18 protein-coding genes and 1 riboswitch are annotated in these 19,257 nt (G+C 61.9%); of the genes, 13 read left to right on the top strand and 5 right to left on the bottom strand.

Features of this window, described 5'->3' with window-relative positions; translation table 11 throughout:
* The first annotated feature begins 70 nt into the window (after positions 1-70).
* The 4 genes from OIU37_RS04745 (at position 71) to OIU37_RS04730 (ending at position 1,754) form a co-directional block, all read left to right on the top strand.
* Positions 71-304 carry a DUF2171 domain-containing protein gene (locus tag OIU37_RS04745; protein ID WP_171602806.1) on the top strand — a complete coding sequence of 78 codons (234 nt, stop codon included), beginning with the start codon at positions 71-73 and terminating at the stop codon, positions 302-304.
* 122 nt (positions 305-426) lie between these two features.
* On the top strand, positions 427-612 hold the full coding sequence (locus tag OIU37_RS04740) for a DUF3008 family protein (protein WP_028756545.1): 186 nt from the start codon (positions 427-429) through the stop codon (positions 610-612).
* 192 nt (positions 613-804) lie between these two features.
* Positions 805-1,287 (top strand): transcription elongation factor GreA, encoded by a 483-nt coding sequence (gene greA / locus OIU37_RS04735; RefSeq protein ID WP_171602805.1) that lies wholly within the window; start codon positions 805-807, stop codon positions 1,285-1,287.
* 107 nt (positions 1,288-1,394) lie between these two features.
* Positions 1,395-1,754, top strand: coding sequence for a FlxA-like family protein (locus tag OIU37_RS04730; protein ID WP_171602804.1), 360 nt, complete (start codon positions 1,395-1,397; stop codon positions 1,752-1,754).
* 38 nt (positions 1,755-1,792) lie between these two features.
* Here the strand turns inward: OIU37_RS04730 and OIU37_RS04725 are convergent, their stop codons facing one another.
* Complete coding sequence (locus OIU37_RS04725) at positions 1,793-2,686, bottom strand: LysR family transcriptional regulator ArgP (protein ID WP_171602803.1); 894 nt, start codon at positions 2,684-2,686, stop codon at positions 1,793-1,795.
* Positions 2,687-2,786: 100 nt separating this feature from the next.
* Between OIU37_RS04725 and OIU37_RS04720 the strand changes: the two genes are divergently transcribed.
* The gene (locus tag OIU37_RS04720) at positions 2,787-3,395 is read left to right on the top strand and encodes a LysE/ArgO family amino acid transporter (RefSeq protein ID WP_171602802.1); all 609 of its coding nucleotides are present in this window, start codon (positions 2,787-2,789) and stop codon (positions 3,393-3,395) included.
* On the opposite strand, the gene OIU37_RS04715 is transcribed toward OIU37_RS04720, so the two are convergent.
* Positions 3,373-3,594 carry a hypothetical protein gene (locus OIU37_RS04715; RefSeq protein WP_240603064.1) on the bottom strand — a complete coding sequence of 74 codons (222 nt, stop codon included), beginning with the start codon at positions 3,592-3,594 and terminating at the stop codon, positions 3,373-3,375. The genes OIU37_RS04720 and OIU37_RS04715 overlap by 23 nt on opposite strands.
* 72 nt (positions 3,595-3,666) lie before the next feature.
* Here OIU37_RS04715 and OIU37_RS04710 point away from each other — a divergent pair, with 72 nt between their 5' ends.
* Both OIU37_RS04710 and OIU37_RS04705 read left to right on the top strand, forming a co-directional pair.
* A complete protein-coding gene (locus OIU37_RS04710; protein WP_171602801.1) occupies positions 3,667-4,608 on the top strand; it encodes a LysR family transcriptional regulator in 942 nt (313 codons plus the stop codon).
* 164 nt (positions 4,609-4,772) lie between these two features.
* Positions 4,773-4,928: a hypothetical protein gene (locus OIU37_RS04705; RefSeq protein WP_003540537.1), complete on the top strand. Its 156-nt coding sequence runs from the start codon at positions 4,773-4,775 to the stop codon at positions 4,926-4,928.
* A 48-nt stretch (positions 4,929-4,976) separates the two neighbouring features.
* Here OIU37_RS04705 and OIU37_RS04700 read toward each other — a convergent pair whose 3' ends face one another.
* The gene (locus OIU37_RS04700; RefSeq protein ID WP_264256067.1) at positions 4,977-5,330 is read right to left on the bottom strand and encodes a hypothetical protein; all 354 of its coding nucleotides are present in this window, start codon (positions 5,328-5,330) and stop codon (positions 4,977-4,979) included.
* A gap of 20 nt (positions 5,331-5,350) precedes the next feature.
* Positions 5,351-6,352 (bottom strand): glycine betaine ABC transporter substrate-binding protein, encoded by a 1,002-nt coding sequence (locus tag OIU37_RS04695; RefSeq protein WP_180694874.1) that lies wholly within the window; start codon positions 6,350-6,352, stop codon positions 5,351-5,353.
* A gap of 621 nt (positions 6,353-6,973) precedes the next feature.
* On the opposite strand from OIU37_RS04695, the gene OIU37_RS04690 reads away from it, so the two are divergent.
* The 3 genes from OIU37_RS04690 to OIU37_RS04680 all read left to right on the top strand — a co-directional run bounded on the left by OIU37_RS04690 (position 6,974) and on the right by OIU37_RS04680 (position 10,685).
* Positions 6,974-8,428 carry a cobyric acid synthase gene (locus OIU37_RS04690; protein WP_264257447.1) on the top strand — a complete coding sequence of 485 codons (1,455 nt, stop codon included), beginning with the start codon at positions 6,974-6,976 and terminating at the stop codon, positions 8,426-8,428.
* Positions 8,429-8,527: 99 nt separating this feature from the next.
* Positions 8,528-9,298, top strand: coding sequence for an SDR family oxidoreductase (locus OIU37_RS04685; RefSeq protein ID WP_264256065.1), 771 nt, complete (start codon positions 8,528-8,530; stop codon positions 9,296-9,298).
* 340 nt (positions 9,299-9,638) lie between these two features.
* Positions 9,639-10,685 (top strand): adenylate/guanylate cyclase domain-containing protein, encoded by a 1,047-nt coding sequence (locus OIU37_RS04680; RefSeq protein WP_264256064.1) that lies wholly within the window; start codon positions 9,639-9,641, stop codon positions 10,683-10,685.
* A 21-nt stretch (positions 10,686-10,706) separates the two neighbouring features.
* Here the strand turns inward: OIU37_RS04680 and OIU37_RS04675 are convergent, their stop codons facing one another.
* Complete coding sequence (locus OIU37_RS04675) at positions 10,707-12,497, bottom strand: chloride channel protein (protein WP_264256062.1); 1,791 nt, start codon at positions 12,495-12,497, stop codon at positions 10,707-10,709.
* Positions 12,498-12,754: 257 nt separating this feature from the next.
* Positions 12,755-13,152, top strand: a riboswitch (cobalamin riboswitch).
* A 376-nt stretch (positions 13,153-13,528) separates the two neighbouring features.
* On the opposite strand from OIU37_RS04675, the gene cobU reads away from it, so the two are divergent.
* From cobU to cobN, 3 genes are read left to right on the top strand one after another with little or no spacing between them, the layout of a single operon-like run.
* Positions 13,529-14,038, top strand: a complete 510-nt coding sequence (gene cobU, locus OIU37_RS04670; RefSeq protein WP_240603070.1) for a bifunctional adenosylcobinamide kinase/adenosylcobinamide-phosphate guanylyltransferase — start codon at positions 13,529-13,531, stop codon at positions 14,036-14,038.
* Between the two features lie 4 nt (positions 14,039-14,042).
* The gene (cobW, locus tag OIU37_RS04665) at positions 14,043-15,083 is read left to right on the top strand and encodes a cobalamin biosynthesis protein CobW (protein WP_264256059.1); all 1,041 of its coding nucleotides are present in this window, start codon (positions 14,043-14,045) and stop codon (positions 15,081-15,083) included.
* A gap of 4 nt (positions 15,084-15,087) precedes the next feature.
* Positions 15,088-19,245, top strand: coding sequence for a cobaltochelatase subunit CobN (cobN, locus tag OIU37_RS04660; protein ID WP_264256058.1), 4,158 nt, complete (start codon positions 15,088-15,090; stop codon positions 19,243-19,245).
* Positions 19,246-19,257 lie beyond the last annotated feature (12 nt).

The raw sequence follows: 19,257 nt of genomic DNA, 5'->3' as shown, positions 1-19,257 counted from the left end.
GGTGTTGGGAACCAAGTCTGCTGCACGTCGTTGCCGCTTCGTACCCGACAATGATACAAAGGAGGAAACAATGATTTCCGCAGATCAGATCCGCGAACATATGGAAGTACGGGCTGCCGACGGCACCCAAGTCGGCACAGTCGACCATCTCGACGGCCCCACGCGCATCAAGCTGACGAAGCTCGATTCGGAAGACGGCAAGCACCACTTGATCCCCATCGATTGGGTCGATCACGTCGATGCACACGTCCATTTGTCCAAGAATGCCAGGGATGTCCGGATGCAATGGGCGACCATCAACTGACAGTTGGTCGGCTGCGGCCTACGGGCCGCAGCGTCCCTGCAAGGGAGCCAGCGCGCTGCACGCAGGCCTGACGAATTCAAGATAGTTTGACGCGGGGGGCGCTCAAGAGACAGGAGATCGATATGCCAGCTAAGTCCAAGGCCCAGCAAAAGGCGGCAGGCGCCGCACTTTCTGCCAAGCGTGGCGAGACGCCGAAGAGTGAACTCAAAGGCGCCTCAAAACAGATGGTCGAATCCATGAGCGAAAAACAGCTCGAGGAGTTCGCATCAACCAAGAGGAAAGGCAAGCCCGAGCACGTGTCGAAATAAAGGGATGGGGGCACCGCCAGCGGTGTCGGACCTTCCCGCCGCTCCCAATCTAGGGAGTCATGATCTTGAAAGCGGCTGCCGATGAAGCAGGATTGGCGGTTCGTGCGCGGTCGATGTATGGTTTCGACAGAGATTTGGGGCAATTGCCCATCAGCTAGAAGTGCGCACTGCGCCCTAAAACGGAGTCCGAGATTGGCCGTCGCCTTTACGAAGGAAGAGAGTTTTGAAACGGCTTCGGAAACCCTGCTGCCCGACCGTCCGATTTCGCCGCACCCGAACCTTGTCACGGAGGCGGGGTTGAAGGCTCTGGAGGTGCATTTCCGGCAGGCCCGCGAGGCCTATGATGCTGCGAGCACCATCGACGATGTGAACGAACGGCGGCGGCAGACAGCCAATCCTTTGCGTGATCTCCGCTACTTGGCCGCAAGACTTCGCACCGCCCAGCTCATGCCTGACCCTACGTCAACCGACACCGTCGTCTTCGGCAGCACGGTGACTTTCCGCCGTGACGACGGGCGCGTGCAGACCTATCGCATCGTCGGGGAGGACGAAGCCGATCCCAAGGCCGGATCGATTTCCTACGTCTCCCCGGTGGCGCGGTTGCTGATGGGCAAGGCTGTCGGTGATGTGGCGGAGACAGGCGGCCAGGAACTGGAGATCATCGCCATCGCATAGGAGCGCGCTCTTTGCTTGGTCCTCATTATTTTGGTACCATCCGGTACTTTATTTATCGAACCTTTACCATCCGTGGCTAGAACGATGACATTCCATCATCGAAAGTCATGCTCATGGTCAGCGCAATTTCCAGTTCTGCATCCACCATTTTGAGTTCCGCCGCTTCAGCCTCGTCTTCCAGTTTGTCGGACCAGCTTGCCTCTCTCGAGGCGCAACTCGCCGAAGAGAAGGCAGCTCTGTCGGAAACGCAGGACGAGCAGGAGAAGGCCACGATCGAAAAATCTATCGATACGCTGGAAGCGAAGATCGCCAAGCTCGAAGCGAGCGAGAGCAGCCAAACTCAAGCGTCCGCTGCATCGAAGCCTGCCAATGAAGCTCCGAAAGAACTTTCCGGCGAAAGCGAGCGTATCGGCACGACGAATTTTGACGAGACCAGCGCGTTCGGCAGCCGCACGGCTTACGTCTGACAAAGCGACCCGGTTCTGCTGCATTCTTGAGTGACCCGTCAAAGACGGCGCTTGGCCACCGTGACGACTTCGCGAGTCAGATCCGCCAGGCGGTCGGCGGCGAGGCGGTTTATCTGCCAGTAGAGCGGGACATCGAGCGGTGTGTCGGGCACCAGTTCGACCAGCCGTCCGGATGCGAGATGCTCGCGAGTCAGCTGGATCGGGTTCATTCCCCAGCACATGCCTGAAAGGCTCGCCTCGACGAAGCTCTGCGGCGACGGCAGCCAGTGGGTGGGAAAATCGAGATCGCGCCCGAACGTTTTGCGTATCCAGCTGCTCTGCAGCCTGTCTTTCTGGTTGAAGGTCAGGGCCGGAGCATTGCGGATCGCCTCTGATGTTACGCCCTGCGGAAAATGGCGCGCGACGAAATCGGGCGTTGCCGTGGCGTGGTAACGCAGAGCGCCAAGGGCAAAACGCCGGCACCCGCGAACCGGCTTTTCCAGGCTGGTGACGGCGGCGATCACCCGCCCGCGCTGCAGCCATTCGGCGGTGTGGTCCTGATCGTCGACGGCAACGTTCAGCAGATAGGAAGAGCTTTTGGCGAAATTCGACATGGCCTCGACGAACCATGTCCCGAGGCTGTCGGCATTCGTGGCGATTTGAAGCGTGACCCTTTGGCGGGGCTCGTCGGGATCGACGAGAGCCGGCAGCTGCCCGAAGAGTTCGGCTTCGAGCACGCCGACATTCTCCATATGGCGACAGAGCCATTCTCCCTTTTCCGTTGCCGTGCACGGCGTGCCCCTGACGATGAGGACGACGCCGAGACGCTCTTCCAGCTGTTTCACGCGCTGCGAAATGGCTGAAGGGGTCACGTTCAGGACCGCCGCCGCTCTTTCGAAGCTGCCTGTCTGGACAATGGTTGCGACGGCGCGAAGAGCGGGATAGTCGAGCATGGATTAGTTTCACTTAATCGGAGTAAGTTGGATTAATTAGCCTAATTCTCACAATCGCGGTAGGCGCAACCTCACCGAAATGAGAGGCTTAGCCGAAGAGATGAATTTTTCGATCTATATAACCGGCCTGATGATGGGCCTCAGCCTGATTGTCGCCATCGGCGCGCAGAACGCCTTCATCCTCCGCCAGGGCCTACGCAACGAGCATGTCTTCGCCGTCTGCCTCGCATGCGCGGTATCGGATGCGGCGCTGATCGTGCTTGGCGTGACCAGCCTCCATCAAATCGCCAGGTTCATGCCCTGGTTCGATCCCGTCATGCGCTATGGCGGAGCCGCATTTCTGGTCTGGTACGGGGCAAAAAGCCTCTATTCCGCCTTGCGGTCGTCCGCCGCTCTGACGGCCGGGGAAGCCAAGCCGTCGAGCTTTCGGCAGACGCTCGCGACCTGCCTCGCACTCACCTGGCTCAACCCGCATGTCTATCTCGACACTGTCGTGCTGCTCGGCACGATATCGACACGATATCCGGGACAGCAGGCTTCTTTTGCGGCAGGGGCGGTGACGGGGTCCTTCCTGTTCTTCTTTTCGCTCGGATATGGCGCGACGCGGCTGCGGCCGATCTTCTCGAAACCCTCATCCTGGCGCATGCTGGAAACGCTCGTCGCTTTCACGATGTGGATCATAGCGTTCAAGCTGCTGGGCGGGTTGTGACCGCTGTTCGATCGTCGATCATTCGCTTCAGCGGCCGAGGGGGGACGGTCAACTCCATCTCGCGCTGGCAATCTGCCAGCAGATGTGGCGGAAAACGCCTTAGTTCCCGGAGCGCATGCTCATGGTTCGCATCCCTGCGCCTCTGCGACTTGAATGCGGAAAGGGCCTGTACGATATTCCAGATGCTTGTTTGAGACATGTCGGGCCTCCTTTGCTGCTTTAGCTGCCGACGCTCGAAATATGAGTGTCAATTGACATTCAATCAAACAAAATGATATGGGGTTATAAATCAGAAAAATTGAAAGATGCGACGATGAGTATTCCCTTTCGCCGTCCCATTCCACTGCTTGACAACGACGTGCTGCGCACTTTCGTGGCTATCGCAGAGACAGGCAATTTTTCGACCGCCGCAGAGGCGGTGTTCCGCACACCGTCGGCGGTGTCGATGCAGATCAAGAAGCTTGAAGAACAGCTTGGTGCGACGCTGTTTCTGCGCGACGCCCGCTCGGTATCGTTGACGCGCCACGGCGAGATGCTGCTGTCCTATGCCCGCAACATCCTGGCGCTGTCGAACGAGGCGGTGTCGCGCTTCATCATGCCGGAGCTTAGCGGCGTCGTGCGGCTCGGCGCGCCGGAGGATATCGGCGAACGGTTGCTGCCGAGCATCCTGAAGAGTTTTGCCGAAAGCTATCCCGGCATCATGGTCGACGTGACGATCGACATGAGCATCGGGCTGAAGAAGCGTATGGAGGAGCAGCGGCTCGACCTGGCGTTGATCAACTGTGCGACACGGCCGTTCCCGACGGGCGGTGAGGTGGTGTTCCGCGAGCGGCTGGTCTGGGCCGGCGCCAAGTGCGGTTCGGCGCATCGCCGGGATCCGCTGCCGATCTCGATCTGGGAAGACGGCTGCATCTGGCGCCAGGAGGCACTCTCCCAGCTCGAACGCAACAAGCGGCATTATCGCGTCGCCTATCTCAGCGGCCACACGATGGCGCAGCGCGCCGCCGTGCTTTCCGATCTCGCCATCGCGCCGCTGCCGCTGTCCTATGTCAACGAGGACATGGCGATCCTCGGGCCTCAGGAAGGGCTGCCGGAGCTCGGCGCCTTCGATATCCGCCTGCTGACCGCCTCGCAGGTGTCGGGGCCGATCGAAACGGTGGCCGACAGCATTCGCGGCGCCTTTGCCGAAAGAGCGAAGGCGGTCGCCGCCTAGCCGCACAACCCCGAAAATCGGAACCGATTCCGGACAGGATTATGCGCCGATCGAAAGTGACAGCGCGTATCCTTTCAGCGCTGAACCTTTTGGTTTGTCGTGCGTTATCGGCGCGGACGGCATTTGTCGCCGTTCGGGGTTGATTTCAAACAAGGATATCCGAGATGACGACAACGGCCAAAATTGCCGCAGCCTTGATGGTTCTTCTTGCCCTTTCCTCCTGCGGCAACACGATTCGCGGCATAGGAAAGGATACGGCAAACACCGTGAACGCCACGCAGGATGCCGGCCGCTCGGTCGACCGCGCTGCGAAGAAGTGACGGTTCAGATTGCTGCTAGAATCGCCGGATCGGGTGCTGACCGGGGGATCAAGTGTTGGCCGGAGGGTAAACCTTTTCCAGCCCGCCGGATCGGCTGAGGCCGGTCCGGAAGGCCTGGTAGGCGGGGTGTTGGCTGGAGCGGGCGGTTTCGGTGAGCCGGATCTGCAACCGGTCCGGCGCATGACTTCCGAGCCACATTCCGAGATTTTCGAGCTTCAGCGAATTCAGGAAACGTGATCCGGCGGCAAGATCGAGATGGCGGCGCACGCCGTCAAGCAGGTTGTCGTCCTGGGCAGCGTTTTCCATGAGCAGCGCCAGGTAGGACTTGTCGGTCTCCGACAGCACGGCGAGCTTTTCCGCAACGGTATCGCGGTCGGGAAAAGGAATCATCGAATCGTCCATGCTTGATCGTGTTTTGGCCGTTATAGGCTCGCTTTGACCTTCTCGGCTACATCGACTGGCACCCATTTCGTCCACAGACTCTCGTAATTGCGAAGGAAATAGATCGCGGCATCCTCGTTGCTTTCGCGGTTTTCGTCCTGCCAGGCGAGCACCTGGTTGATCGTCGCATTGTCCCATTTGCGGGTCTTGAGATAGGTCGTGACTGGTCCGGCGCGGGTGGCAAAGGACCTGGTCATCAGGGTGAAGGCGCGCGAGACCGGGTAGGAATTAAGCTCGGGCCTGACGCAACCGGCAACCGCGGTACAGCGATCCCATTCATTCTTGTTGTGGCCGACGCCGAAGCTCAGGCGCGTCATGTCGTATTTGCCGAGGATGGCGGTCGGCGCCCAGTAATAACCGAGCCAACCGATCTTGTTGTCGAAGGCGCGGGCAATCGACGCGTCGAGCCGTTCGGGGCTGCCGGTCTCGACAAGCTCGAAGCCCTTCTTGTCGGCGGCAAGCGCCTTGAACAGGTTGGTGGTCGATATCTGGCAACTCCAGTCGGCGGGGCAGTTGTAAACTGCGCCTTTCGACGGGTCGTCTTCGGCGGGAAAGAGTTCGGGATGCTTCAGCGCGTCCTCGACCGAGCGGATGTCGGGGTGGGCGTCGGCGATGAATTTCGGGATCCACCAACCCTCGACGGCGCCGTCGGCCAGGATTTCGGCCCCCTGTACCAGCCGGCCACTGTTGACAGCCTGATCGAGCAGGGACCTCACGGAATTGATCCAGTATTCCGAGGCGATGTCGGGGATGCCTTTCTCATTCATCGAGGCGAAGGTCGGCAGGGTGTCGCCATCGACGATGGTGACGGAGCAGCCGTAGCCCTTTTCCAGGATGATCTTGTCGAAACTCGCCGCAATGCCTGCCGAGGCCCATTTCATTTCGGCGATCGAAACGCTGCCGCATTCGGCGGCTTCGGCCGGCGCGACGGTAGAAAGAGCCGCGGCAAAGACGGCCGGAATCAGAAACGTCTTCATCGTCATTCCCCGAATTCTTCTTAGGCGGACGTGCAGCAGGCTCTGAAATTCACCGACAACTATCTCCGGCACCCGAAGGGAAAATGCCTGCCGGGCGATACCGCAACAGGCTTTCCGGTTCATGGGCAGGCCATGTTCAACAATGGCGCGTTATGACCGAGCCTACCCGTTCGCTCGCAGAAATCAACCATCTTCTGCTCATGGTTGCGTGACTAAATTATTGAATTCGAAGAATTTATGTCAGCATCCCGAAATTGGCGCCCTCGGGCGAAAAGCACGCTCTTCGCAACCGGCGGCGGATCTTCGGCAGAAATTTCGACCAGAATGTCAAAAAAGGTCAAAATTAACATTTGCGTAAGTCTTCAATAACTCTCCGGTAAGAATGTGCCGTTATCAGTTGGGTCGTGGCAGCAATGACCGCCGCTTCTCCGGTTCAGGTAGTGCGTACCGGAGAAAGCGAGCTTCGCCGTGTAAGGGCGAAGACGCCTGAGTTTTCGGCAAACCGCGCAGAGCCAAGGCCATGCGCGGTTTTCGCGTTTGTGTGGGAACGTGACTGAGGCCAAGTCTTGACCCGGGATTACCGCCCATTGTAGGCCTCGCCTGAACGAGAGGCGAATGCGAGCCACCATGGCAAGAGCGATCATGCTGCAGGGAACCGGCTCCGATGTCGGCAAGACGGTGCTGGTCGCGGGGCTCTGCCGGCTGGCGGCCAATCGCGGGCTGACGGTCCGGCCGTTCAAGCCGCAGAACATGTCGAACAATGCGGCGGTCGCCGATGACGGCGGCGAGATCGGCCGGGCGCAGTGGCTGCAGTCGCTGGCCGCGCGCACGCCATCTTCGGTCCACATGAACCCGGTGCTGCTCAAGCCGCAATCGGAGAATGGCAGCCAGATCATCGTTCAGGGCAGGGTGTTCGGACAGGCGAAGGGGCGGGACTACCAGCGGCTGAAGCCTGAGTTGCTCGGCGCCGTGCTCGAGAGTTTTGAAAACGTGGCTGCGGGGACCGACCTCGTTATCGTCGAGGGCGCCGGATCGCCGGCCGAGATCAATCTCAGGGTCGGCGATATCGCCAATATGGGCTTTGCGACGCGGGCCGGCGTGCCGGTCGTACTCGTCGGCGATATCGACCGCGGCGGCGTCATCGCTTCGCTGGTCGGCACGCATGCGATCCTCGAAGATGGCGACCGGGCGATGATTGCGGGCTACATCATCAACAAGTTCCGCGGCGACGTCTCGCTGTTTGACGACGGCATCCGCGCGATCGAGGGCTTTACCGGCTGGCCGTGTTTCGGCGTCGTGCCGTGGCTGCCGGGTGCTGCGCGCCTGCCGGCCGAGGATTCGGTCGTGCTCGAACGGTTGGCAAGGGGCAGGGCCGGCGCGCTGAAGATTGCCGTGCCGGTGCTGCCGCGCATCGCCAATTTCGACGATCTCGATCCGCTGCGGACCGAGCCGGATGTCGAGCTGGTCTTCGTGCGATCAGGCGAGCGGATCCCTGGGGACGTGAGCCTCGTCGTGCTTCCCGGCTCGAAATCGACGATATCGGATCTCGCCGACTTTAGGGTCCAGGGCTGGGACCGCGATCTCCAGGCACATGTCAGGCGCGGCGGCCGGGTGATCGGCATCTGCGGCGGCTACCAGATGCTCGGCCGGACGGTGCACGACCCGCTTGGCATCGAGGGCGGGACGCTCGAGACGCCGGGGCTTGGGCTGCTCGACATCGAGACCGAGATGGCGCCGGAAAAGACCGTGCGCAATAGCCAGGCTCGCTCGACCGAATATGACGCGCCGCTTGCCGGCTACCAGATCCATCTCGGCATCACCCGCGGCCTGGATTGCAATCGGCCTTCGGCGATCATCGACGGCGCGCCCGACGGGGCGATTTCGGCCGACGGCCGGATCATGGGCACCTATCTGCACGGGCTCTTCGGCAGCGACGCGTACCGCGCCCGGCTGCTTCAAAGCTTCGGCCTATCAGGCGAGCAGCGGAATTACCGCGAGAGCGTCGAGCAGGCGCTCGACGAGATCGCCGGAGAACTGGAACGTCATCTCGATCCGCACTGGCTGGCCGGGCTGCTCGGTTAAGCCGGATGCGTCATCCGGTCTCGTCGTTCCGCTATTGCCAAATTAGTTGACTGAGTCCATTAATTGTTACGACGGACCCGGTTGGGAGCGACGAAAACTATGAGCGTACTGGATAGATTTTCACTGGCAGGACAGGTGGCGCTGGTGACCGGCGGCGGGCGTGGTTTGGGATTCGAGATGGCGCGCGCCCTTGCCGAGGCCGGCGCGCATGTCATCGTCAACGGACGCACGGCGGCGACGCTGGAAGACGCCGTAAAGGCCATCCGGGCTGCGGGCGGCGCGGCGGAGGCGGCCGTATTCGACGTCGCCGACCGCGAGGCACAGCGTGCTGTGATGGCCGATATCGATAAGACCCATGGCCGTCTCGATATTTTGATCAACAATGTCGGCGCCCGTGACCGGCGGCCGTTGGCCGAATTCGACGATGATGCGATCATCGAGCTGCTGCGCACCGATCTGGCGGCGGCCATGACGCTTTCGCGCGACGCTGCCGTGCTGATGAAGCGACGCAATCACGGCCGCCTGATCGCGGTGACCTCGATCAGCGGCCATGTCGTCATGCCCGGCGACTGCGTCTATCCGGCAGCCAAGCAGGGCCTGACCGGACTGATGCGTGGCATGGCGGTCGAATTCGGCCCGCACGGGATCACCAGCAACGCGATTGCGCCCGGCTGGTTTGCCACCGAGACGAACGCGGCGATGGCCGCGAACGAGGAATTGATGCCCTTCGTGCGTCAGCGCATCCCGGTCCAGCGCTGGGGACGCCCGGACGAAATCGCCGGCGCGGCGCTGTTTCTTGCAAGTGACGCTGCTTCCTTCGTCAACGGCCACGTGCTGACGGTGGACGGCGGCATGACAGTCAGGATGTGAGATATCCGTAGGCGCTGCGGCACCATCTTTCACTTCTGCGGCACTCTCACAGCTCCTCGTCGGCAGGCGAATGACTGATTGTCGTTGCCGGAGACCACGGCTAGAAATATCTGCCTGACTCGACTATTGGTTGATATGGCAACCCCGGTGATCATCGCCGTCCATTTGCCCGATTTCCGACCATAAACTGCGTCGGTCATTTGGAGGTTCGGAAATTAACAATCATATTCAGTGGCTTATAGAACACGGAATCACGGCTGAGCATATTGCCGAGCTGATAGCCGGATTGTGCGATCGGCTGATCGCGGATGGCTTTCCGATCTGGCGGGGAAGCATTTCAATGCCGTCTATTCATCCCATGTATGGCGGCGTCTCGGCCAATTTCGTGCGCGGCGGTGCGACCACGATCGAGAATGCCGAATATGGCAATGCGGGAGTGCTGAATTTCGAGAAGACCCCGATCTACTATCTTTTGGGCCGCAGCGAAACGTCAGGTCGCTGGAACATCGCCAAGGGCGAGGGTGTCGATGACTACCCGCAGCTTGCGGAATTCGCGGATGGCGGCGGCACGGATCACCTGGTCAGCCTGCTGGAATTTCCGAAGGAGGCTGCGCTGCGCGGGGTCAGTCTGTCTCTCACAAGCGACAGGCCGGGCGGATTTTCTGACGACCAACTGGCGATCGTCGCGAAGCTCTTCCCGGCGCTGGGGCTGGCTTGTTATCGTATTGCGGCATCGAAAACCGCATCGGATATCCTTGCCGTCTATACTGGCGCCAAGACAAGTGCACGCATCCTTGCAGGCGATATTCAGAGGGGAAAGGGAGGGGCGATCAACGCTGCGATCCTGCTTGCGGACCTGAGAAACTTCACGGCGCTGACCGAGGTGTATCAGCCGGGCGAAATCGCCGGGTTTCTGAATGAACATTTCGAGCTGATCGGCTGGCATGTCGAGGAAAATTCGGGCGAGATCCTCAAGTTCATGGGCGATAGCGTGCTGGCGATCTTTCCTACCGATGCTGAAGATCCGCAAAAGGCCTGCATGGCCGCACTGGCTTCGGCAAGGAATATTCTGGAAGCCAACAAGGTGCTGAATGGTCAGCGGAGGAATGATGGAGGTCCTGACATCGGCGTCGATGTCGTGCTGCATCTCGGCGAGGTCTTCTACGGAAATATCGGCGCACGTGGCAGGCTTGATTTCACCGTCATCGGCAGCGCAGTCAACGAGGCCTCGCGGCTCGAAAAGCTCTGCGGCACGCTTGGGCACCATCTGCTGATGTCGGAGAGTTTCGCCGTCACCACTGCCGTTGCCAGTGAATGTCTCGGCTCCTTCGAATTGCGCGGAGTTTCGAAGCCGGTCAACGTCTTCAAGCTCGCGGACGCCGACTGACGACGGCGTGTTCCGACTTGCTCAGATCTCGCCTGAGACCTCGCGGCGGCGGCGGTCGAGTTCTTCGCTGTAGCGGCGCAGCGTATAGCTTTCGCTGAGCTGGCCGATCACCTTGCGTTCGATCAGGTTGTTGACGACGGCGAGCGCTTCGCTTTCGCTCTTGTCGAAAATCGCCGCGGCCTGCCTGGCATTCATCTGCGGCTGCAGAAAATCGTTTCGGTAGTGGATGAAATCGGCAAGCGCCTTGCCCTCGTCCTGCGCGTCGGTCGGGTTGGCGTAGATCTCCGGCACCAGCACGAGGCCTGCATATTTGTCGCTCTCCTCGACGAGGATGACGCGCTGGGTCGAGCCGATCGGAAAGGCCTGCTTGAATTCCTCCAGAGAGATGCCCGCCCTTGCCGTCTTGATGTCGGCGCGCATCAGCTTGTCGACTGTCAGGTTACGGATCCAGCCGACGTCGTGGGCGCTGCGGATGCTTTCACCGCGGAGATGAAAGCGCCATGTGGCGAAAGAGTAGCCGAAGGTCGAACGCACGACGAGCGAGGAGGTGATGACGGCGGCGAGCACCAGCGCCGTGATCGGAAAATCGCCGGTGATCTCGAGCGCCAGGAACGTCATGGTCAGCGGCCCGCCGATGACGGCGACGGCAAGCGAACTCATGCCGACCACGGCATAGATGACGGGCGTCAGCGTCGCATCGGCGAAATAGGGGCCGCAATAGGCAAAGAGCTTGCCGAGCAGGGCGCCCATGAACAATGAGGCGAAGAACAGCCCGCCCCTGAAGCCGGAGCCGATCGAGATCGCCGAGGCGAAGGATTTCAAGAGGAAGAGGCCGATCAGAGTCGGGATCGCCACCTCATGGGAAAGGTTGAGATGCAGTGCGCCGTGGCCGGCCGAGAGTACCTGCGGCGAGATCATCGCCAACAGCCCGACGATGATGCCGCCGAGCGCCGGGCGGAAGGGTGGGGCGATTGAGCTCTTGCGCGCCAGCTCCTCGACAAAAGCGACGCCCTGCATGATCAGGATGCCGACACCGGCGCAGGAAGCGCCGAGCAGCAGCGCCGGGATATAATCGGCCGGCACGACCGAGCCGAAGCTGCCGATATCGATGGTGAAATCGCTGCCGGCGAGCAGCCTTGCGATCAGGGTGGAGACAAGGGCAGAGACGACGACCGGGGTCAGCGAGACGATCGTATAGGTGCCGATGATCAGCTCGAAAGCATAGAAGGCGCCGGTCAGCGGCGCATTGAAGGCGGCGGCGATGGCGCCGGCCGCGCCGCAACCGACGAGGGTGCGCAGGTCCGAGCGGCGAAGCTGCAGCTTCAGGCCGAATTTCGAGGCGAGGCCGGCAGCAAGCTGAGTATAGCCGGCCTCCAGGCCGACCGAGGCGCCGAAACCGTTGGAGATCAGGTTTTGCACGGCAACGATGATGCTGTCGGTCAGGGACAGGCGGCCGCCATGCAGCGCATTGGCTTCGATCGGGTCGACCATCGGCTTCTTGCGCCGTTTCGCCAGCACGAAAAGCAGCAGGCCGAGCAGGGCGCCGCCGATGACGGGGGCGGTGAGCAGCAGCAGCTTGTTCTCGATCTCGGACGAGCTCAACCTTTCGCTGTCGGCGATGCCGAAGACCAGCTGATGCAGCTCGTTGGAGACGTAGCTCATGCCGGTGACGGCGAGGCCCGAGATGACGCCGACGACGGCGCCCGCCAGCGACAGGCCGACCTCGCTGCGCCGGGTCAGAGCCCGCAGGCGTCCCGGATCTAAGAATACACGCAGCGCACGAAAACGGCGCCGATCCAATTTCATAAGCATGGCTAGACAACTAGGCGGGGAGAGGCCCGGTCAAGGGCAGAGATGGTCGCGCAGTCCGCTTGCGATGCAATTGCGGCGAAAAGCCGGCGGTTTGAATAAATTTCGGTGACGTAAGTCTCTGATAAATGACGATATTTTAGGTAGGGTAAGTCGTGTTTGGGTGGTCACGCCGCAGGGCCAGCCATCGGGCGGCCGCCAAGGCCGGTTGACTTCATCCCTGCGCTTGCCTAACCATCCCGATAACGGATGGTCGACTGACCATCCTGACAACGGATGGTTCCGGATCGGTGTAGCGCCCTTCCGGATGAAAAGGGAATGTGACGGGGCGGACCCAAGCCGGGCGCCTTCATCACAGCCGACCCCGCGACTGTAGAGCGGTCAGGGTCTTCCATCCGGCATCAGGCCCTTCCGGCCGGCGGCTTGCAATGATGCAAGCGGGCGGGATGGGCGATATGCCGGAAAAGCCACTGGATATGCATGGTGATCAACCGGGGTCGGACGCCTCTCAAGTCTACGAATCGTCCACCTTTTCACTGATGCAGCCGGGAAGGCGAGGATGATCCGCTGGCACGATCAGGGCGACCGGTTTCCGGTCTGCCCCGATCGAGGCCGATAACCGCGAGCCAGGAGACCTGCCATGCGTGCCGGGCGAGAAGCCCACACCTGGGCACTATGCCCGTTGCCAGCACGGAGGTTGTCTTGGCTGAACGATTGAATTCGGCGCGGCCTGGTGCGGCGCACGCCACGCCTCCAAGCAGCGCTGCAAGAGGAATGTTTTCGGCCGCTTTTGTCGAATGCTGGGTACCCCCCTCTGTCCTGCCGGACATCCCCCCCACAAGGAGGGAGATCGGCAAGCAGCACGACCGTCGTCCTACATCAATTGTTTGGAGAAAAGCTCTCGGCGATTCAATCTCCCCCCCTGTGGGGGAGATGTCCGGCAGGACAGAGGGGGGTGTCACACCCTCATTAGCCGAGAAAGGTGCATTCGGAACAGGCCACGGCTACGCACGCTCTCTGAGGGGCGTTTGAGTATGGCGGCCACCTTCATCCTCGGCGGCGCCCGCTCCGGCAAATCCCGTTTCGCCGAATCCCTCGTCACGGCAACCGGCCTCGACCGCCACTATCTCGCGACCGGCCGCGCCTGGGACGAGGAGATGCAGGCGCGCATCGTCCAGCACAAGGCCGATCGGGGTCCGTCCTGGACAACGCATGAAGAGCCGATCGATCTCGTCGGCAAGCTCACTGCCATCGACGGCGAAGGGCGCATCGTGCTGATCGATTGCCTGACGCTCTGGGTCACCAATCTGATGATCGAGGAGCGCGACATGGTGGCGGAATTTGCCGCGCTTGCCGATTTCCTGTCCGCCGCGAAGGCGCGGCTCGTTTTCGTTTCCAACGAGGTCGGTCTCGGCATCGTGCCCGACAATCGCATGGCGCGGGATTTTCGCGATCATGCCGGCCGGCTGCACCAATCGATCGCGGCGAAAGCCACTGAGGTCTATTTCATCGCGGCAGGCCTGCCGCTGAAAATGAAGGGTTAAGTTAATGAAGATTCCCGCAACCGTGATCACCGGCTTCCTCGGTGCCGGCAAGACGACGATGATCCGCAACCTGCTCACCAATGCCGGCGGCAAGAAGATTGCGCTGATTATCAACGAGTTCGGCGATCTCGGCGTCGACGGCGATGTGCTGAAGGGGTGCGGTGCCGAGAATTGCACCGAGGACGACATTATCGAGCTGACCAATGGCTGCATTTGCTGCACCGTCGCCGATGACTTCATCCCGACGATGACCAAGCTGCTCGAGCGCGAACAGCGTCCCGACCATATCGTCATCGAAACATCTGGCCTTGCTTTGCCGCAGCCGCTGGTCGCCGCCTTCAACTGGCCCGACATTCGCACCCAGGTGACCGTCGACGGCGTCATCACGGTGGTCGACAGCGCGGCTGTTGCCGCCGGCCGCTTTGCCGACGATCATGATGCCGTCGACGCGCGCCGTGCCGAAGATGAATCGCTCGATCACGAAAGCCCGATCGAGGAACTGTTCGAGGATCAGCTCACCTGCGCCGATCTCATCGTGCTCAACAAGACAGACTTGATCGACGCTGCCGGCCTTATCAGGGTGCGCGACGAGGTCGCCTCCCGCACGGTGCGCAAACCCGTGATGATCGAAGCGAGGAATGGCGAGGTGTCGGCCGGCATCCTGCTCGGCCTCGGCATCGGCACGGAGGACGATGTCGCCAATCGCAAGTCGCATCACGAGCTGGAGCATGAAGACGGTGCGCCGCATGACCATGACGAATTCGACAGCTTCGTCGTCGATCTCGGCCCGGTTGCCGATCCCGCCGGCTTTATCGAGTCGCTGAAGACGATCATCGCTGCGCATGACGTGCTGCGCCTCAAGGGCTTTGTCGATGTGTCAGGCAAGCCGATGCGCCTGCAGATCCAGGCCGTCGGCAGCCGCATCGACCACTATTTCGACCGCGCCTGGGCACCTGGTGAAAGACGCGCCACGCGCCTCGTCGTCATCGGCCTGCATGAGATGGATCAGGACGCGGTGCGGGCAGCGATCGAAGCGCTGGCATAGACCGATGCATCTGCTTCTGGCTCAGCAGGGAACGATCAGCGACGGCGAGGAGGCGATCGACCTCGGGCAGACGCCGGGCGACATCCTGTTCCTGTCGGCTGCCGATACCGAGCTTGCCGCGATCGCCGCCGCCCATCGCGAGCGCGGTGGGCCGTATTCGCTCAGGCTCGCCAGCCTGATGAGCCTCAAGCATCCGATGTCCGTCGACACCTATGTCGAGCGCACCGCGCGGCATGCCAAGCTGATTGTCCTGCGGGCGCTCGGGGGCGCCAGCTATTTCCATTATGCGTTGGAAGCGCTGCATGCGGCAGCGTCCCGCGTCGGTGCATTGATCGCGGTGCTGCCGGGCGATGCCAGGCCAGATGCGGGGCTGATTCCTTTTTCCAATGTTGATCTGGACGATCTCAACGCGCTCTGGGCCTATCTGATCGAGGGCGGCGATGCCAATGCGCGGGCGTTTCTCGATTATGCCGGGGCGATGCTGTCGGGCACGGAGAAGCCGGCACCGGCGGCGCCCTTGATGAAGGCCGGGATCTGGTGGCCGGGGCGGGGACTGATTGGGGTTGAGGAGTGGCGGCTGGTTTCTACTGCCGTGGTGTCTTCGCGTGTGGCTGTCCCTTTGTCGGTTGAGCTAGGGACACCCCCCTCTGTCCTGCCGGACATCTCCCCCACAAGGGGGGAGATCGAAGATGAGAGGTCTCGTTCCATCTCCCGGGCCAAAGGTGCGGCGTCTTCAAACGTTTCTTTTGTGAGAAGCCCAAGCGACTTGCCGATCTCCCCCCTTGTGGGGGAGATGTCCGGCAGGACAGAGGGGGGTACCTCAAGTTCGAGGGAAGAGGCGGGATTCGAACCCACTTCTTCCCCCATCGTCGCCATCAGCTTCTACCGCGCCCTGGTGCAGAGCGGCGAGACCGGACCGATCGAAGCACTGGTCGAAGCGCTGGCGACACTCGGTCTCCGGCCGCTGCCGGTCTTTGCCTATAGCCTGAAGGATCCGGTTTCCACAGGCATTCTCGAAAGCGTGTTTTCGGCGCTGAAACCCGATGTCGTCATCAACACGACCGGCTTTGCCGTCTCGGCACCGGGTGCAGACCGGCAGCCGACGGTGTTGGAGGCGAATGAGGCGATCGTGCTGCAGGCGATCCTCTCGGCCTCGTCGAGGGAGGCGTGGGTCGCTTCCTCGCAAGGTCTGTCGGCGCGCGATCTCGGCATGAACGTGGCGCTGCCTGAAGTCGACGGGCGGGTGCTGGCACGGGCTGTTTCCTTCAAGACGGCGGCGCGCTACGATGCTGCCGTCGAGACGAATATTGTCGCCAGCGAACCGGATGCTGGCCGGGTACGTTATACGGCGGAGCTTGCCGCCAATTGGGCGCGGCTGCGGAAGACTTCCGCCGGCGACCGGCGTATCGCGCTGGTCATGGCCAACTATCCGAATCGCGACGGCCGGCTCGGCAACGGCGTCGGCCTCGATACGCCGGCCGGCACCATCGAGGTGTTGGAGGCAATGCGGGCGGCGGGTTATCCGGTCGCGGACATCCCGGCCGATGGCGACGCGTTGATACGGCATCTGATGGAAGGGCCGACCAATTCCGGCCATGACGGCAAGATCATCCGCGAGACGCTTTCCCTGAGTCGCTACAACAGCTTCCTGGGATCTCTTCCGAAAAAGATTCAGGACGAGATGCGAGCCCGCTGGGGCGGCCCGCAAGACGATCCATATTTTCGCGGGGGCGCTTTCGCCCTGCCGTTCGCCCGTTTCGGCGGGGTGCTTGTCGGTATCCAGCCGGCGCGCGGCTATAATATCGATCCGAAAGAGAGCTATCATTCGCCGGATCTTGTGCCGCCGCACGGGTATCTCGCCTTCTATGCGTTCCTGCGCCGCGAGTTCGGCGCGCATGCCGTCATCCATATGGGCAAACACGGCAACCTCGAGTGGCTGCCGGGCAAGGCGCTGGCGCTGTCGGAGACATGTTATCCCGAGGCGATCCTCGGGCCGCTGCCGCACCTCTATCCCTTCATCGTCAACGATCCAGGCGAGGGCACGCAGGCCAAGCGCCGCAGTGCCGCCGTCATCATTGACCACCTGACGCCGCCATTGACCCGGGCCGAGAGCTACGGGCCGCTGAAGGATCTGGAGGCACTGGTCGACGAATATTACGAGGCCTCCGGCGGCGATCCCCGCCGCATCCGCCTGCTCAGCCGCCAGATCCTCGATCTGGTGACCGATATCGGCCTCGACCGTGATGCCGGCATTGCCAAGGGTGAAAGCGAGGGTGAGGCGCTGAAGAAGCTCGACGCCTATCTCTGCGACCTCAAGGAAATGCAGATTCGCGACGGGCTGCATGTGTTCGGCGTTTCGCCCGAGGGGCGGCTGTTGACGGATCTCACCGTGGCGCTGGCGCGGGTGCCGCGCGGGTTGGGCGAGGGCGGGGATGCGAGTTTGCAAAGGGCGATTGCGGTGGATGCGGGATTGAGCGCCGTGCCTGTGACACCCCCCTCTGTCCTGCCGGACATCTCCCCCACAAGGGGGGAGATCGGCAAGGGGCCGGACCGCAGCCTTACATCGGTTGTTTGGGGAGGAGCTCTCGCCGATCAGATCTCCCCCCTTGTGGGGGAGATGCCCGGCAGGGCAGATGGGGGTGCCTCCACCTTCGACCCTCTCGACTGCAATATGACCGTTCCCTGGACAGGCCCACGTCCTGACGTCCTCGCAGATATCGTCGACACCCCATGGCGAACCCACGGAGACACCGTCGAGCGCATCGAACTGTTGGCGGCAAAGTTCGTCTCGGGCGAAATGGAATGTCCGGCCCTCTGGCTCCAAACCAGATCGGTGCTCTCCAAAATCGACACCCGTCTCAAACCCTCCATCCTCGCCTGCGGTCCCGCCGAGATCGCCGGCCTGCTCAAGGGCCTCGACGGTCGCTTCGTTGCGCCCGGACCCTCCGGCGCGCCGACGCGCGGACGGCCGGACGTGCTGCCGACCGGCCGCAATTTCTACTCGGTCGACAGCCGCGCCGTACCGACGCCGGCCGCCTACGAGCTCGGTAAGAAATCGGCGGAGCTGCTTGTCCGCCGCTATGTGCAGGATCACGGCGAATGGCCTGTCTCCTTCGGGCTGACGGCCTGGGGCACGTCAAACATGCGCACCGGCGGCGATGATATCGCCCAGGCGCTGGCGCTGATCGGCGTCAGGCCGCTCTGGGACATGAGCTCGCGCCGTGTCACCGGCTACGAGATCATTCCGCCGGCGATGCTCGGGCGGGCGCGCGTCGACGTGACGCTCCGCATTTCCGGCTTCTTCCGCGATGCCTTTCCCGAGCAGATCGCGCTGTTCGACAAGGCGATCCGTGCCGTCGGCGCGCTTGAAGAGGACGAGGCCGACAATCCGATCGCGACGCGCATGCGTGGCGAAGCGGCAAGGCTTGCGGCTGCCGGTCTTGACGAAGTCTCGGCAAGGCGCCGGGCGGGCTATCGCGTCTTTGGCTCGAAGCCCGGCGCCTATGGCGCCGGCCTGCAGGCGCTGATCGATGAAAAGGGCTGGGAGCGGCGCGCCGATCTCGCCGAGGCCTATCTCGTCTGGGGCAGCTATGCCTATGGTGCAGGCGAGGAGGGCAAGGCCGAACGCGGCCTGTTCGAAGAACGGCTGCGTTCGGTGCAAGCCGTGATCCAGAACCAGGACAATCGCGAGCACGATCTGCTCGATAGCGATGACTATTACCAGTTCGAGGGCGGCATGGCCGCCGCCGCCGAGCAACTCGCCGGCGCGCGTCCTTCGATCTATCATAATGACCATTCCAGGCCGGAAAGGCCGGTGATCCGCTCGCTGGAAGAGGAAATCGGCCGGGTGGTGCGCGGGCGTATCGTCAATCCGAAATGGATCGCGGGCGTCATGCGCCATGGCTACAAGGGGGCGGCAGAGATTGCCGCCACCGTCGACTATCTCTTCGCCTTTTCGGCGACGACGGGTGCGGTTGGCGCTCATCATTTCGAGGCCGTCTATCAGGCCTTCGTCGCCGATCCGGCCGTGCGTGACTTCATGATCGAGAAAAACCCGGCGGCATTCGACGAGATGAGGGAGCGGCTGCGCGAAGCAATCGAGCGCAGCCTCTGGACGCCGCGCAGCAATTCGGCCCGGTTCGACCTGGCCGCCAGACAATAGAATGAGGTGACC

This window comes from Rhizobium sp. BT-226 (assembly GCF_025847085.2).
Taxonomy (GTDB): Bacteria; Pseudomonadota; Alphaproteobacteria; order Rhizobiales; family Rhizobiaceae; genus Rhizobium; species Rhizobium sophorae.
This window is presented reverse-complemented; position numbering and strand designations above follow the sequence as displayed.

Excerpts from the sequence above, each read along its gene's own strand:
- OIU37_RS04730 (WP_171602804.1), top strand. The coding sequence starts at position 1,395 with ATGCTCATGGTCAGCGCAATTTCCAGTTCTGCATCCACCATTTTGAGT.
- OIU37_RS04720 (WP_171602802.1), top strand. The coding sequence starts at position 2,787 with ATGAATTTTTCGATCTATATAACCGGCCTGATGATGGGCCTCAGCCTG.
- OIU37_RS04740 (WP_028756545.1), top strand. The coding sequence starts at position 427 with ATGCCAGCTAAGTCCAAGGCCCAGCAAAAGGCGGCAGGCGCCGCACTT.
- cobW (WP_264256059.1), top strand. The coding sequence starts at position 14,043 with ATGAAGATTCCCGCAACCGTGATCACCGGCTTCCTCGGTGCCGGCAAG.
- OIU37_RS04745 (WP_171602806.1), top strand. The coding sequence starts at position 71 with ATGATTTCCGCAGATCAGATCCGCGAACATATGGAAGTACGGGCTGCC.
- OIU37_RS04700 (WP_264256067.1), bottom strand. The coding sequence starts at position 5,330 with ATGGACGATTCGATGATTCCTTTTCCCGACCGCGATACCGTTGCGGAA.
- OIU37_RS04715 (WP_240603064.1), bottom strand. The coding sequence starts at position 3,594 with ATGTCTCAAACAAGCATCTGGAATATCGTACAGGCCCTTTCCGCATTC.
- OIU37_RS04725 (WP_171602803.1), bottom strand. The coding sequence starts at position 2,686 with ATGCTCGACTATCCCGCTCTTCGCGCCGTCGCAACCATTGTCCAGACA.
- cobN (WP_264256058.1), top strand. The coding sequence starts at position 15,088 with ATGCATCTGCTTCTGGCTCAGCAGGGAACGATCAGCGACGGCGAGGAG.
- OIU37_RS04705 (WP_003540537.1), top strand. The coding sequence starts at position 4,773 with ATGACGACAACGGCCAAAATTGCCGCAGCCTTGATGGTTCTTCTTGCC.
- OIU37_RS04685 (WP_264256065.1), top strand. The coding sequence starts at position 8,528 with ATGAGCGTACTGGATAGATTTTCACTGGCAGGACAGGTGGCGCTGGTG.
- OIU37_RS04680 (WP_264256064.1), top strand. The coding sequence starts at position 9,639 with ATGCCGTCTATTCATCCCATGTATGGCGGCGTCTCGGCCAATTTCGTG.
- OIU37_RS04675 (WP_264256062.1), bottom strand. The coding sequence starts at position 12,497 with ATGCTTATGAAATTGGATCGGCGCCGTTTTCGTGCGCTGCGTGTATTC.
- OIU37_RS04695 (WP_180694874.1), bottom strand. The coding sequence starts at position 6,352 with ATGACGATGAAGACGTTTCTGATTCCGGCCGTCTTTGCCGCGGCTCTT.
- OIU37_RS04710 (WP_171602801.1), top strand. The coding sequence starts at position 3,667 with ATGATATGGGGTTATAAATCAGAAAAATTGAAAGATGCGACGATGAGT.
- OIU37_RS04690 (WP_264257447.1), top strand. The coding sequence starts at position 6,974 with ATGGCAAGAGCGATCATGCTGCAGGGAACCGGCTCCGATGTCGGCAAG.
- cobU (WP_240603070.1), top strand. The coding sequence starts at position 13,529 with ATGGCGGCCACCTTCATCCTCGGCGGCGCCCGCTCCGGCAAATCCCGT.